We start from the raw sequence: 14848 nt of genomic DNA, 5'->3' as shown, positions 1-14848 counted from the left end.
ATTGCCCGGCGGCTTCTGCGCCGCCGGGCGCAACGTTTACAGCGACAGCAGCGCGGCGGTGGCGATATTGCGCTGCTTTTGCAGCGCGTTAAGCTGTTCTTCGGTCATGATACTCAGCGCCGCCGTCGGGCAGACGTCAACGCAGGCGGGGCCGCGCTCGCGGGTACCGCAAAGATCGCACTTAACGATAACCGGCGTCAGACCGGCCTTCACCTCGATGGTAATCGCCCCAAACGGGCAGGCGATCGCGCAGCTCTGGCAGCCAATGCAGCGCCCGCCGTCAGCTTCCACCTTCTCCGCCCCCATACTTAGCGCCCCGGTCGGACAGGCGCCCACGCAGGGCGCGTTCTCGCACTGATGACACATCACCGGCACGCTAACATCGTCGAGGCGCATCACTTTCAGGCGGGGGTGAAACTCTGCCCCCGGCGCCACGTGTTCCAGCGCACAGGCTACCTCACAGGTCCGGCAGCCGATGCAGGCCTGCGAACTGGCAACGATAAAACGGGTCATATCTCCTCCCGGGCCGTGAATTGCGTCAGCATCTCGCTGGCCGCCTGCCGCCCGGCAACCATGGCGGTGACCACCAGGTCCGCCCCGGTCACGGCATCGCCGCCGGCAAAAATTTTGTCATGGCTGGTTTGCGTCGTTCCGCGCCCTTTGCCACCGGTCACTATCTGCCCCCAGCGGTCCAGCTTAATCCCGTGGCCGCGCAGCCACGGCATCTCGTGAGCCTGAAAGCCAAACGCCATAATGAGCACATCGGCTTTAAGTTCAAACCCGGAATCCGGGATCGGCTGCGGCCGACGGCGGCCGTCCGGGCCCGGCTCGCCCATCTTCGTGCGGATCATCTCTACCGCGCAGACCTGCCCCTTACGGTTGAGCTGAATGCGCTGCGGCTGCACGTTAAACTCAAATTTCACCCCCTCTTCCCGCGCGTTCACCACCTCTTTTTTCGACCCGGGCATGCTTAGCTCATCGCGACGGTAGGCGCAGGTCACGCTCGCTGCGCCGCGGCGAACGGCGGTACGCAGACAGTCCATCGCCGTATCTCCCCCGCCAAGCACCACCACCCGTTTCCCCTTAATGTCGGTCAGCGGATACTCGGCGCTCTCTTCAAGCCCCATCACCTCGCGGGTGCTGGCAATCAGAAACGGCAGCGCCTGAATCACGCCGGGGGCGTTCTCTCCCGCCAGACCGGCGGCCATCAGACCGTAGGTACCCACGCCGAGGAAAACCGCGTCATAGTTTTTCAGCAGATCGGCAAAGGCCACGTCGCGACCCACCTCCTGGTTGAGATGAAAATTGACGCCCATGGCGCTAAAAATGTCGCGGCGCATCTCAAGCACCTTTTTATCCAGCTTGAACGGCGGGATACCGAAAGTCAGCAGGCCGCCGATTTCCGGATGGCGATCAAAGACGTCAACGTGCACGCCCGCGCGCACGAGAATATCGGCGCAGCCCAGTCCGGCGGGCCCGGCGCCAATCACCGCCACCCGCTTCCGGCGCGGGGCCACGTTGTCGATTGTCGGTCGCCAGCCCATCGCCAGCGCGGTATCGGTGATATAGCGCTCAAGATTGCCAATGGCGACCGAGCCGCCCTCGTTCTTTAAGGTACAGGCCCCTTCGCACAGCCGGTCCTGCGGACAGACGCGGCCGCAAATCTCCGGCAGGGAGCTGCTCTGATGACACAGTTCCGCCGCCTCGATAATCTTGCCTTCGTTCACCAGGCGGATGAAATCGGGAATGTGGTTATGCAGCGGACAGGTCCAGTTGCACCACGCCTTCTGTGCACAGTAGAGGCAGCGTTCGCTCTCATATTCCGCGTCACGCTCGCCCAGCGGTTGATAGATTTCGCCGAAATGCCGCAGGCGGTCATCGGCGGGCACTTTTTTCGCCCCAACGCGCGGAGGTTTATTGAGTATCGCGTTACGTCTCGCGCCGCGAACGCCCTTCAGCGGTCTTTCCAGCGCGGATCGGATCTGCCGCGCGTTGCGCAGTTGGTTAACGGCAGCCTCATCCATCAGGCGCAGCGCCTGGGTTGGACAGCTAGCCACGCACGCCTGCTGACCGGAAGGATGCTGGCTGCAAAGATCGCACTTCTGCGCCAGCTGCGGCGCGTCGTCATCGTTGGCCACCATCTCAATGGCCCCAAAGGGACAGGCGATGACGCAGTTTTTACAGCCGATGCACAGCGCCTCTGTAAACTGAACGCTGTCGTTCGCCACGCGCAGCGCCTGGGTCGGACAGGAGCCGACGCAGGGCGCGTCGTTGCAGTGGCGGCAGGTCGTCGCGCTGCTGGCCTTACGGTTGAAGAACACGCGGATGCGTGGAAGAAAGTCGCTGCGCTGCTGGGGCCAGCGGTCCTGGCGATGAGAGGTGACGCAGGCCACTTCACAGGCATGGCAGCCAATACAGTTTGCAGAATCGGCAACGATAAATTTATTCATTTGCTTCCCTTTATTATTTCAGGACTCACCGGGAAGCGATGCAATAATCAGGCGATTTTTTTCAGGGTATTCATATGCTGCTCATTTTTGCGAGCCACCTCAAAAAAAAGTGCCCCTCAGCGTAACGGCGAGATAATTATCCACGCGCGCTGAGCGAAGATTATTCGCTGCGTTCTGGATTTAATCATGTTGATAATTCAACGTATCGTGCGTAATACCAAAATGAGATTGTCCCTATCTCAATGTGATAGCGCACATTTTTTGCCAACGCGTCTTATTTAAAGATATTGCCCTCAGAGAGATATTCCGCCCTTTTTCCCGTGAGTTATTTCACACAATTCCTCTTCGATTCTCCGGATGTTTATTTTTGGCACAGCTTACGCATATCACTCAACGTGCGCGCAACACGCTGGTGAACGCATCAGCTCAGGGAGGCAGCGGCCTTCGAATCGTAACTTCGGCTCTGTTCACGCTTATACCCAAAATAATTCGAGTTGCAGGAAGGCGGCGACACAGCGAATCCCCAGGAGCTTACTCTAGTAAGTGACTGGGGTGAGCGAGGAAAGCCAACGCACAAGCAACTTGAAGTATGAAGGGTATATACGGAGTGAAGTCGTACAGGAGATAACAACTTCATGAAAGATATCGCCAATTCCGCCTCACGAAACGGGAGCTCGACCGCGCCGGTCGATGAAGTTTTACCCGTTACGCAAATGATTCTTTATGGGCTACAGCACGTGCTGGTGATGTACGCCGGCGCCGTGGCGGTTCCGCTGGTAGTGGGCAACGCAGTAGGGCTCCCGCCGGAACACATTATTTTACTCATCAGCGCCGACCTGTTTATCTGCGGCGCGGCCACCATCGTGCAGTCGCTGGGGGTTGGTAAATGGCTCGGCTGCCGGCTGCCGCTTATCCAGGGTTGTACCTTCGCGGCGCTGATTCCGATGGTGCTGATCGGTAAGGAGTACGGGATCGGCGGTATTTCCGGGGCGGTGATCGTGTCCGGTATATTCATCCTCTGCTGCGCGCCGTGGATTAGTAAGCTTATCCGCTTCTTTCCCAAGGTGGTGATGGGCAGTATCGTCACGCTTATCGGCATGTCAATTATGCCGGTGGCAGGCGGGTGGATTGGTGGCGGCAGCAGCGAAATGAGCGGCTTTGGCGCCCCCTTCTCGCTGCTGATGGCGGCGATTACGCTGGTGATTATTCTCAATATTTACACCTTCGCCTCCGGCGTCGTGAAAAACACGTCGGTGCTGATCGGTCTTATTATCGGCACCGTACTCTGGAGCTGCTTTAAGCCTCTCGACTTCAGTCTGGTCCACGCCACTCCCTGGCTCCATCTGCCGACCCTGATGCCCTTCGCCAAACCTGAGTTTCATATTATCCCCGTCGCCCTGCTGTCGATGGTGATGGTAGTGGTGATGGTGGAAACCATGTCCTCGATGATGGCGACCGGGGATATCGTCGGGAAAAAGGTGGACGCGAAGATGCTGCGCAACGGCCTCAACACCTGCGGTATCGCGACCACCATCTGCGGCTTCTTCAATCTGTTTCCCTACGCCGCGTTCGCGCAGAACGTCGGCCTGATCGGTTTAACCGGGGTGCGCAGCCGTTTTGTGGTGTCGGTCTCCGGCATCATTCTGATTCTGATGGGCGTGTTCTCGAGGATGGCGGCGCTGGTGGTGCTGATACCGAAACCGATCCTCGGCGGCGCAGGCATTGTCATGTTCGGTATGGTGGCGGTGTCTGGTATTCGTACCCTGGGACAGGTCAACTACCGCAACAATAATAACGGTATGGTGGTGGCATTAACGCTCGGCCTCGGCATGATGCCGGTACTGGTGCCCAACTTATTCACCCAGTTTCCGCCGATGGTTCAGCTGTTTCTGCACAGCGGGATTACGATCGGTACCCTGACGGCTATTGTCGCCAACCTCACCCTCAACGGCAGCGTGCCTTTGCGCGTTAACCACGAAACGCCGGTCCCCGATCCGGCCCCGCCAAGTTCGGCGGCACGCAACATGGCCGTCAGAACCGTCAGAATGTGGCTCCTGCTGCGCAAAGTTCAAAAGGAGAAACAGCCGGAAGAAGCCCAGGAGGGGTAACGATGCTCACCAGACTCCTGTTCGCATTGCTAACCCTTCTGCTGCTGGCGATCCCCGTCGTACAGCAGGGGATCGCGCAGGGCCTGAACGGCCGCTTTAGTTTTGCCCTGCTGTTCTAAGATTAAGGACCCTTACTATGAAGAAAGTAACGACCGTCTGCCCCTACTGCGCCTCCGGCTGCAAAATGCAGCTCACGGTAGAAGAGGGAAAGATTACCCGCGCCGATGCCGCTATGGGAAAAAACAATCAGGGTACCCTGTGCCTGAAGGGCTACTACGGCTGGGATTTTATTAACGATACCCAGATCCTCACGCCGCGCCTGAAAACCCCGATGATCCGCCGCCAGCGCGGCGGCAGGCTAGAATCCGTCTCCTGGGATGAGGCGCTCGATTACGTCGCCACCCGTCTGAGCGCCATTAAAGAGAAGTATGGCCCGGACGCGATTCAGACCACCGGCTCTTCGCGCGCCACCGGCAATGAAACCAACTACATCATGCAAAAATTTGCGCGCGCCGTTATTGGTACCAATAACGTCGACTGCTGCGCACGCGTCTGACACGGCCCTTCGGTTGCAGGTCTGCACCAGTCGGTCGGCAACGGCGCGATGAGTAATGCTATCACCGAGATCGATGATACCGATCTGGTGTTTATTTTCGGCTATAACCCGGCGGATTCGCACCCTATCGTGGCGAATCATATCCTCAACGCCAAACGCAACGGGGCGAAAATTATCGTCTGCGATCCGCGTAAAATCGAAACCGCGCGCATTGCCGATCTGCACCTTGCCCTGAAAAACGGTTCCAATATTGCGCTGCTCAACGCCCTCGGGCACGTCATTATCGAAGAGGATCTGTACGATAAACCCTTCGTCGCCGGGCGTTCCGAAGGCTTCGAAGCGTATCGCAACATCGTCGAAGGCTATACGCCGGAGTCGGTGGAAGCCATCACCGGCATCAGCGCCGGGCAGATTCGCGAATGCGCGCGGCTGTACGCCACCGCAGGAAACGCCATGATTCTGTGGGGAATGGGGGTGACACAGTTCTGGCAGGGCGTCGAAACGGTACGCTCCCTGACCAGCCTGGCGATCCTTACCGGCAACCTGGGGAAACCGCACGTCGGCGTTAACCCGGTGCGCGGTCAGAACAACGTTCAGGGGGCCTGCGACATGGGCGCGCTGCCGGACACCTTTCCGGGCTATCAGTATGTGAAATTCCCGGAAAACCGGGAAAAGTTCGCCAACGCCTGGGGCGTCGAGAGCCTACCGGAGAACCCCGGCTACCGCATCAGCGAGCTGCCACACCGCGTGGCGCACGGTGAAGTGCGGGCGGCATATATCATGGGGGAAGATCCGCTGCAGACCGACGCCGAGCTTTCCGCCGTGCGTCAGGCCTTCGAGGATCTGGAACTGGTTATCGTCCAGGATATTTTCATGACCAAAACCGCCGCGGCGGCCGATGTGATTCTGCCCTCGACCTCGTGGGGCGAGCATGAGGGCGTCTATACCGCAGCGGACCGCGGCTTCCAGCGTTTTTTCAAGGCGGTTGAGCCGAAGTGGGATCTGAAGACCGACTGGCAGATCATCTGCGAGATCGCCACCCGCATGGGTTATCCGATGAAGTACGACAACACGCAGCAGATTTGGGATGAGCTCCGCCAGCTGTGCCCCAACTTCTTCGGCGCGACCTATGAGAAGATGGGAGAGCTGGGCTACGTGCAGTGGCCGTGCCGCGACGAGTCCGAGGCGGATCAGGGCACTTCGTATCTGTTTGCGGAGCGCTTCTCCACCCCAAACGGACTGGCGCAGTTCTTCACCTGCGAATGGCAGGCGCCGATCGATACCCTGAGCGACGAGTATCCGCTGGTGCTCTCCACAGTGCGCGAAGTGGGCCATTACTCCTGCCGCTCGATGACCGGCAACTGCGCGGCGCTGGCCAAACTGGCGGACGAACCGGGCTACATCCAGATCAACACCGCCGACGCCAAACGGCTCGGCATTGAGGACGAAGAACTGGTGTGGGTTAACTCGCGCAAAGGCAAGGTGATTTCCCGGGCGAAGGTCAGCGACAGGCCGAATAAAGGGGCGGTTTATATGACCTATCAGTGGTGGATCGGCGCCTGCAACGAGCTGGTCACCGAGAATCTCAGCCCGATAACCAAAACCCCCGAGTACAAGTACTGCGCGGTTAACGTTGAGCGCATTGCCGATCGGCAAGCCGCCGAACGGTACGTTATTGATCAATACAACCAGCTGAAAACCCGCCTGCGCGAAAGCGCCGCGGGGTAAAAAATATCGCCCCGCGGCGCGCACCCCGGGGCGATATTGTCTCTTCTTATTCCCTTCTCCAACGCTAACCGACAGCGACCTGATCCTTACGGCAGCGTCGCGCGACCTCAAGATACTGCTGCGGAGTATCAACGTCCCAGTGAATCCCCTGGCTCGCCACGGGAATAACGCGCACCGCCATCTGACCGATAACGTCCCGCAGGGTGGCCCCTTGCGGGGCGCGACGAATCAGCGAGATCGCCCGCTTCGGCAGAAGAACCGGGTGGCCTTTGCCGCGCTCGTAGGCCGGAATAAGACAGCTCTCGGCGTCGGCGTTATCCCACAGCCGGCGATAGACGCCCGGCGTCACCTCCGGCATATCACCCAGCGCCAGAAAGAAACGCGAAGCGCTGATATGGCCCACCCCGCACTGAATCGAAGAGAACATGCCGTCCTGATATCGCGGGTTAAAGACCACCTCTACGCCCGGATGATCCTGATAGCATGCGGCCAACTCATCGCCGCGAAACCCCGTCACCAGCACTACCCGATCGCAGAATGCCAGGGCGCCGGCAAGGGCGCTATCCAGAATCGTTCCTTCGCTCCACGGCAGCATCATTTTCCATTTCCCCATCCGGCTGGAGAGCCCAGCGGCCAGCATAATGCACTGTTTATCCATTTTTTTGCTCATCGTCATCCTCCTCCTGCAGCCGAAAAAGCGCCGCCGTCGGCTGGCGACGGCGGCGCTTGCGGCGATCAGGGTTTCAGCACCGCTTTAATCGAGGTAATGATCGGCTGATATCCCGTACAGCGGCAGATATTCCCCTCCAGCGCCTCTTTCAACTCATCGTCGCTGGGATTAGGGTTAGCATCCAGCAGCGCCTTGGCGCTCATCAACACGCCGGGCGTGCAGAAGCCGCACTGAACGCCGCCGTGACGAATAAAGGCGTTCTGCAATTTTTTACCGACCGGATCGTGATGCAGCGCTTCGACGGTGGTAACCTCCGCCCCGTTACACTGGGCGGCCAGCAGCAGGCAGGAGCAGACGGATTTGCCGTCCATAATGACGGTGCAGGCTCCGCACTCGCCCACCGAGCAGCCCTCTTTGGTGCCGGTTAACTTGAGATCTTCACGGAGAAAATCGATCAGGCGGACATTGTCTTTCACATCGCGGGCAATGCGGATGCCATTCACTTTTAGCTCAATATGGTTCATGTTCATGGCTCCTTATTTTTTCTGCTCTGTCATAACTTCCTGCAGCATCTGCCGGAACATATCGATAAATACCGGGACCTTATAAGGCGCTGACCAGCGTCCCCCGATGGCTTTCTCTACCTTGTCGTGAAGCACCCCGGCCGCATAGTCAATGGTGGCGGCGTCCAGCGTCCGGCCGATGAGCGCCTGCTCAACCTCGAGCAGGCGCTGCGGTTTGGCCATCAGCGCGCCATCCACCAGACGGCACAGGCGAACCACGCCTTTATCGACCATAAACTGCCCGGTCAGGCTCTGGCGCGTAATGTTCAACGCATTGCGCCGGCCAAGCTGCAGATAGCGATTGATCAGCGGCTGCTGCGTCGGCGCCGGCAGGATAAAGCGGACAACCAGCTCATCGGGCTCAAGAAGGGTGCGATAGCCGCCCACGACAAATTCGCTGACCGGCATCCGGCGCGTTCCGCGCGCGCTGCGCAGCTCCACCTCCGCCTCGTAAATAATCAACGGCGGCATGGAGTCCGCGCACGGGGCGGCGTTAACGATATTGCCGCCGATTGTCGCCCGGTTGCGCAGCTGCAGGGAGCCGACGGTTTTACAGGCGGTAACCAGCAGCGGATAGCGCTGCTGAATCAACGGATGCTTAACCAGGTCGGTAAAGCAGACACCGGAGCCAATCGAGACGCCGCCCTCCACGTCAAAGACCTCCTTCAGCTCCGCCAGCCCGGCGATATTGACAAGCGGCACCTCGCCGGACAGCATCCGCGCCTGCACCAGCACATCGGTGCCGCCGGCGATGGGCATCGCCCCCTTCTCGGCCATCAGCGTCAGGGCCTGTTTCAGGGTTTGCGGTACGCTCAGCGACAGGGTATTGAGGCGATGAACCTGTTTCTTATCACCCGACTCCAGCATCTGCTCGCTCTGGCGCTCCGGTTTTTTGAGGTTGTAACCCAGGCGAACCTGCTCGAGGGTTAGCGGCAGGGTCCGGTTAGGCCGCCCGATGGCGAAACTCACCGCGTTGTTGAGGGCCGCGGCGCCGAGTTCCAGTACCGGTTCGCCGATAACCTTCGCCCCCATTGGCCCCGCTTGATCGTAGTTTTCCACCGCAATGATATCGATGTGCGGCATATCCTTGATGGTCGGCAGCAGATAGGTATCGAAGTTTTCCGATTTCACCACGCCGTGCTCGGTGTTGAAATCCTCCAGCATGCCGTAACCGATCATCCCCTGCAGCACGCCGCCGTAAACCTGGCCGCTAAAACCAACCGGGTTAATGACTTTACCGACATCGTGGGTGGCGACGACGTTATTGACGGTGATTTTACCGGTGCGCGTATCCACCGCCACGTCGGCCAACTGGCAGCCGTACACCCAGGTGAAATAGGGGCTGCCGCAACCCTTCTCCTCATCCCAGTGAATATTCGGCGCCACGTGCCAGCCGTAGGCGGAGAGGTTTGCCCCGGTAGCCCGGGTCATATCGCACACCTGCTGGAAGCTGAGGCTAAGTGCCGGGCTGTGACGGTTGAACACTTTGCCATTTTGCCAGGCGATATCGTCGAGGCTCTGCGCTTTCAGCGTTTCCCTCACGGCGTCCGCCATGCGTTGTTTAATTTTGTTCGCCGCGCTCAGAATCGCCTGGCCACCCATCAGGGTACCGCGCGAAGCGACCGTTGAGCCGCCGTCAGCGATCATCGCCGTGGCCGGTTCGCTAAACATTACCCGATCGAGCGCAATACCGAACGCTTCCGCCGCCAGCAGCGACATGGTGGTCTGCAGCCCCTGCCCGTTCTCGGATACCGAGGTAGAGATGTTGACGCTGGCGTCGGCATTCACCTGAATCAGCGCCGAGGACGCATCCAGCCCCTCGGCCCCCAGAGAGCAGCCGCGGTGGCTCAGCGCGAAGCCAATCCCGTAGCGGATCGGGCCGCCTTCCGCGTTAAGCTTTTTGTAGTGCTCGCGTTTGGCCTCGTATTCGGCCTTGAGCAGCGTTTTCTCCAGCACCTCCTGCGCGGAGACGGTATGCTCGCTGAAGACCTGTCCGGCCATGCTGGTATCGCCCTGCTTCAGTATGTTGCGCAGGCGGAATTCGACGGGCGACAGGCCCAGTTCGCCCGCCACCTCATCCATCAGCGATTCGTTGGCGAAAATGACCTGCGGCGCGCCGTAGCCGCGGTAGGCCGAGGTGTAGTTGTTGTTGGTGTAAACGCCCACCAGATCGACGCGTACGTTAGGAATGTTGTAGGGGCCCGCGGCCTGCACGGAACTGCGCCAGGTGACAAACACCGTCTGGCCGCAGTAGCTGCCGCCATCGGCGATAATGTCGATTTTAATCGCCTGAATGTGCGCGTCGTCGTCCACGCCAATGCGGTATTTCATTTTATAGGGGTGGCGCTTGTAGCTCTCGCGCATCGACTGTTCGCGGTTATATGAGATCTTAACCGGCCGCCCGGTCAGGTGCACCAGCAGCGCCGCGCGGCAGGAGACGTTATCAATAATGTCATCCTTGCCGCCGAAGGAACCGCCCAGCACGGAGCGCTTAATGTTCACCTTCGCCTGGGGCAGGTCGAGGTTTTTGGCAATCACCGCCCGGGTACGGTGAGCATTCTGAATCGACCCCTCGATGGTCATTATCTGTTCATTATTATCCAGGTAGGCGGTGATCGATTCCGGCTCAATATAGCCGTGCTCCTGGAAACCCACCTCATACTCGCGTTCGAAAATATGGCTGGAGGCGGCGAATCCGGCGTCGATATCGCCCTTCGCCGTATGGTGGCGGTTAATGATGTTGCTATCGAGTTCGCTGTGAATAAGGCGCGCCCCGGGCTTCATCGCCTCTTCCGGGGAGGTAATCGGCTCCCACGGGGTGTAGGTGATTTTGATTTTATCGACCGCGATGCAGGCTGCCTCGTAGGTTTCCGCCGCCACCACGGCAACCACGTCGCCGCGATAGGCGATCTCCTTGTCGATAATCGGCGGATGATCGGGAACGATCGCCCCCAGTTTGCGCTGGCCGGGGATATCATTCCAGGTGGCAATACGCACGACACCGGGCACTTTTTCCGCCTCCGACAGGTCGAGCGCATCGATGCGCCCGGCGGGTATATCCACGTAGCGGCATACGCCATATAGCATATTGTTCATAATAATGTCATCGCCATAGACCGCTTTACCCGTCACCTTGGCGAGCCCATCGACGCGGGGCACCTCACTGCCAACTAGCAATGTATCCATATTTTCAGTCTCCACTCACAAAGAAAGATAACGGAATCAAGCAATGGCTATGCCATCTATAAATAAAGGGTTATTTCAGGCTGAGTTATGTGAGGCGTCTCTAAAAATAGCGGCAGGTTAAACCATCGAAGGCGGATGATATCGTCAGAGGGATTATCAAAAAGAGAGCGTGCGTATCACAATGATAATTGGCGCTTCTCGATGGTATTACTCAGAGGGGTCTACCGCCAGATATTGACCATAAGTATTATTCACCCCATCAACCGGCGTCAAAAAGCGCGCAGATGGCGCGATGCGTTGAAATTTTCCCTTACCGCTGCACCTCTCAAATTTCGAATAAAAAATAAAATAAACTCAATAATGAAATTTAAATTCCATAACCAGGCATATTAACAAATGTGATATATATCATAATTTTAACAATTCACTTCCCTGCCATCGCCGTTAAAGGCCATAATCAATCCTAAAAATTACTTTATATATCAGTTAATTATAAAAATAGCTATTATAGACACATAGATGTTACAGATAAGCCACAACGACAAATCGAAATAAAACTTTCAAAATGTGATCTGTTTGTATTTTTGTTTCAGTTGCAGCGGTAATAATACCTTCTCACTAAACGCACCCTGACCACCTTGATGGTGCAGCAGAAATCCTAACCCCGGAGGATGCAATGAAGGAAGTGAGATCAGGAGTTATCAGAACCGTTTATGTTGGCCCATGCCATACCATCCGTTCATACCACAACGCTGCCCGGGACATGTTGAACCTCACCCATCCCGGAGGACAAAACCCCGCGTATACCGATGATTCCTCATTCATCAAAAAGAAACCTCTTTAACCGGTTTTATTTAGCGCGCTGCAATCGCGCTGGATAGGAGCACTCAGGGCAAAAAACCATTTTATGTCAGCCAGGCTTCATAAAGCGAAAAGACAGAGCGTGGTTGGGATGGGATGACACATTTTTATCTCGTGCCGTTAATCAAAACAAAAGGTATAAAAATGTCTCTTATTATGAATCTGAACCTACAGCAGAGAAAGCGACTACACCAAATAACCTTAGTAGCGACATTCGGTGGCCTGTTATTCGGTTATGACACCGGCGTTATTAATGGCGCATTTTCTTCACTGAAACAATATATGGCCTTGACCCCAACCACAGAAGGCCTGGTCATGAGCGTGTTGCTGATCGGCGCCGCGCTAGGTAGCGTTTTCGGCGGAAAATTCGCGGATTTCTTTGGCAGAAGAAAGTACCTGCTCTTTTTATCTTTCATCTTTTTCATCGGCGCCTTAATGTCCGCGCTGGCGCCGGACATTACCGTACTGCTGATTTCACGCTTCATCCTCGGCTATGCCGTTGGCGGAGCCTCGGTCACCGCCCGCACCTTTATTTCTGAAGTGGCGCCCACCGAAATGCGCGGTAAGCTGACCGGCTTAAACGAAGTCGCCATTGTTATCGGACAGCTCGCCGCCTTTGCCATCAACGCCATTATTGGCATTCTCTGGGGCCATCTACCGGACGTCTGGCGCTATATGCTGATGGTGCAGACAATCCCCGCCATCTGCCTGTTTATCGGTATGCTGCGGTCGCCGGAAAGCCCGCGCTGGCTAATCAGTAAAAACCGCCATGAAGAAGCGCTGGAAATATTAAAACAAATCCGCCCGCTTGAACGTGCAACCAAAGAGTTCAACGATATCACCACGTTGATTAAGGCCGAAGCGGACAAAAAGCTGCATTCCCAGAACGCCTTTATCACCATTCTCCAGACGCCGTGGATTTTGAAACTCCTGCTGGTCGGCGTGATTTGGGCGGCGCTGCAGCAAACTACCGGGGTCAACGTCATCATGTACTATGGTACTGAGATCCTCAGCAGCGCCGGCTTCTCAGAAAGAACGTCCTTAATCTGCAACGTACTCAATGGCGTGTTCTCCGTCGGCGGCATGCTCTTTGGGGTGCTGTTCCTCGTTGACCGTTTTAAACGTAAAACCATCATTATTTATGGTTTCGCGCTGATGGCCACCCTGCACCTTATCATTGCCGGTGTAGACTACACGCTGGTCGGCGACATCAAAGCAACGGCAATCTGGCTGCTCGGCGCGATGTTCGTTGGCGTGATGCAGGGCACCATGGGCTTTATCACCTGGGTGGTGCTGGCGGAACTTTTCCCGCTGAAGTTTCGCGGACTGTCGATGGGCATATCGGTATTTTTCATGTGGGTGATGAACGCCATCGTCAGCTATCTGTTCCCATTATTGCAGGCCAAGCTCGGTTTAGGTCCGGTCTTCCTGATTTTTGCCGCGATCAACTACCTGGCGATTATTTTTGTGATAACGGCGCTGCCAGAAACATCGAATAAATCGCTGGAGCAGCTGGAAGAGGAGCTGTCGGCAAATAAATCTACTGCAGGATTCAATACGGCCACCAAGGAAAGCGGATTATGATCGATACTATTACGCAGGATAATCTCCATCTGTCGTGCCGGGCGAAAAATAAAGCGGAAGTGCTGGCCATGATCGGCGCGGACTTCAAAGCCAGAGGGTATGTCAGCGAAGATTGCGTGGCGTTTCTTGCCGAAAGAGAGCGCCAGGTCTCCACCTTTTTAGGTAACGGCATTACGCTACCGCATCTGCCTAAATCAGCCACCAGCATCATTGTCAAAACGGGAGTGGAGATTTATCAGTTCCCTGACGGTGTGATCTGGGACAGAAATAACGTTATGTTTATTGCCATTGGCGTGATCGCCAAAGAGAGTGAGCATATTGATGTGCTGCGAGAGGTGGCGTCGATCTTTAGCGACGAAGTCATCGCCAGAGCGCTGTCGTTGATTGCCAATAAAGAGGATTTTTTAAGGATCCTCCAGCAGAATCACTAAGCACGGCTCTCTCCCGATAGTCGCCCGATAAAAGCCTGCTTTCGCGCAGGCTTTTGCTTATTCAGGATGGACGTAGCGATTAGCTGCCTTTGTAGGTGGAGTAGCCGTACTGGCTGAGCAGCAGCGGAATATGCAGCTTTTCATTGGTACGCGTCACGGTAAACAGTACCGGGATCTCAGGGAAAAACGTCGCCAGCTTCTGTTTGCTGAAATCATCGCCGGTTTTAAAGGTCACTTTATAAATCCCCGGCTGCATATCCCCTTCTGCTGGATACAGCGATTTAATACGTCCATCATTATCCGTGACGGCGCTCGCCAGCGCCGTCCATTTATCCGCCTGCTGTTTTTCGAGGGTAACGGTCACACCCGACGAAGGCAGCCCCGTCTGCTGATTGAGAATATGCACGCTGAGCGTCCCGACAGGGGCGCTAAACGCGGCTGGAGCGACAGACATAGCAGATAACAGAATCAAACTGGATAATTTTTTCACGATGTTTTCCCGTTGTGAATAATAACGTTCAAACGTTAGCACCTGGGCCGCTAAAATATATTCAACTTTTTGTGATAATCACCTTAACGAAAGCAGGACGAGGAAAATAGCGAGCAGGGCAACAGCCCATTCGAAGTTATAGAATTATCTGAATATAATGTGCATTCCCGGGGCGTGAATAAAGGCCCGCTCGTTTGCGCTATACTTATTTTCCTCCGCGT

10 protein-coding genes are annotated in these 14848 nt (G+C 56.5%); 4 read left to right on the top strand and 6 right to left on the bottom strand.

Annotated elements, in window-relative coordinates; genetic code table 11:
- Positions 1–36 precede the first annotated feature (36 nt).
- Positions 37–513, bottom strand: coding sequence for a 4Fe-4S dicluster domain-containing protein (locus EGY08_RS27025; protein ID WP_004121863.1), 477 nt, complete (start codon positions 511–513; stop codon positions 37–39).
- The gene (gene ygfT, locus EGY08_RS27020) at positions 510–2450 is read right to left on the bottom strand and encodes a formate-dependent uric acid utilization protein YgfT (protein ID WP_123829195.1); all 1941 of its coding nucleotides are present in this window, start codon (positions 2448–2450) and stop codon (positions 510–512) included. Before ygfT ends, EGY08_RS27025 begins: the two co-directional genes overlap by 4 nt.
- 635 nt (positions 2451–3085) lie before the next feature.
- Between ygfT and EGY08_RS27010 the strand changes: the two genes are divergently transcribed.
- The gene (locus EGY08_RS27010; protein ID WP_004121868.1) at positions 3086–4558 is read left to right on the top strand and encodes a nucleobase:cation symporter-2 family protein; all 1473 of its coding nucleotides are present in this window, start codon (positions 3086–3088) and stop codon (positions 4556–4558) included.
- A gap of 136 nt (positions 4559–4694) precedes the next feature.
- Positions 4695–6842 (top strand): formate dehydrogenase subunit alpha, encoded by a 2148-nt coding sequence (gene fdhF, locus EGY08_RS27005; protein WP_123829194.1) that lies wholly within the window; start codon positions 4695–4697, stop codon positions 6840–6842.
- Positions 6843–6906: 64 nt separating this feature from the next.
- Here the strand turns inward: fdhF and EGY08_RS27000 are convergent, their stop codons facing one another.
- The 3 genes from EGY08_RS27000 to EGY08_RS26990 all read right to left on the bottom strand — a co-directional run bounded on the left by EGY08_RS27000 (position 6907) and on the right by EGY08_RS26990 (position 11261).
- The gene (locus EGY08_RS27000) at positions 6907–7512 is read right to left on the bottom strand and encodes a CTP--molybdopterin cytidylyltransferase (RefSeq protein WP_049115019.1); all 606 of its coding nucleotides are present in this window, start codon (positions 7510–7512) and stop codon (positions 6907–6909) included.
- Between the two features lie 65 nt (positions 7513–7577).
- Positions 7578–8036 (bottom strand): (2Fe-2S)-binding protein, encoded by a 459-nt coding sequence (locus EGY08_RS26995; protein WP_004121880.1) that lies wholly within the window; start codon positions 8034–8036, stop codon positions 7578–7580.
- Positions 8037–8048: 12 nt separating this feature from the next.
- Positions 8049–11261 carry a molybdopterin cofactor-binding domain-containing protein gene (locus EGY08_RS26990; protein ID WP_123829193.1) on the bottom strand — a complete coding sequence of 1071 codons (3213 nt, stop codon included), beginning with the start codon at positions 11259–11261 and terminating at the stop codon, positions 8049–8051.
- Positions 11262–12266: 1005 nt separating this feature from the next.
- Here EGY08_RS26990 and EGY08_RS26985 point away from each other — a divergent pair.
- Both EGY08_RS26985 and EGY08_RS26980 read left to right on the top strand, forming a co-directional pair.
- Positions 12267–13706 (top strand): sugar porter family MFS transporter, encoded by a 1440-nt coding sequence (locus EGY08_RS26985; RefSeq protein WP_123829192.1) that lies wholly within the window; start codon positions 12267–12269, stop codon positions 13704–13706.
- On the top strand, positions 13703–14137 hold the full coding sequence (locus EGY08_RS26980) for a PTS sugar transporter subunit IIA (RefSeq protein WP_004121893.1): 435 nt from the start codon (positions 13703–13705) through the stop codon (positions 14135–14137). Before EGY08_RS26985 ends, EGY08_RS26980 begins: the two co-directional genes overlap by 4 nt.
- Before the next feature lie 79 nt (positions 14138–14216).
- Here EGY08_RS26980 and uraH read toward each other — a convergent pair whose 3' ends face one another.
- The gene (gene uraH, locus EGY08_RS26975) at positions 14217–14627 is read right to left on the bottom strand and encodes a hydroxyisourate hydrolase (RefSeq protein ID WP_004121899.1); all 411 of its coding nucleotides are present in this window, start codon (positions 14625–14627) and stop codon (positions 14217–14219) included.
- Positions 14628–14848: the final 221 nt, after the last annotated feature.

The organism is Klebsiella sp. FDAARGOS_511, from assembly GCF_003812845.1.
Classification (GTDB): Bacteria; Pseudomonadota; Gammaproteobacteria; order Enterobacterales; family Enterobacteriaceae; genus Klebsiella; species Klebsiella grimontii.
This window is presented reverse-complemented; position numbering and strand designations above follow the sequence as displayed.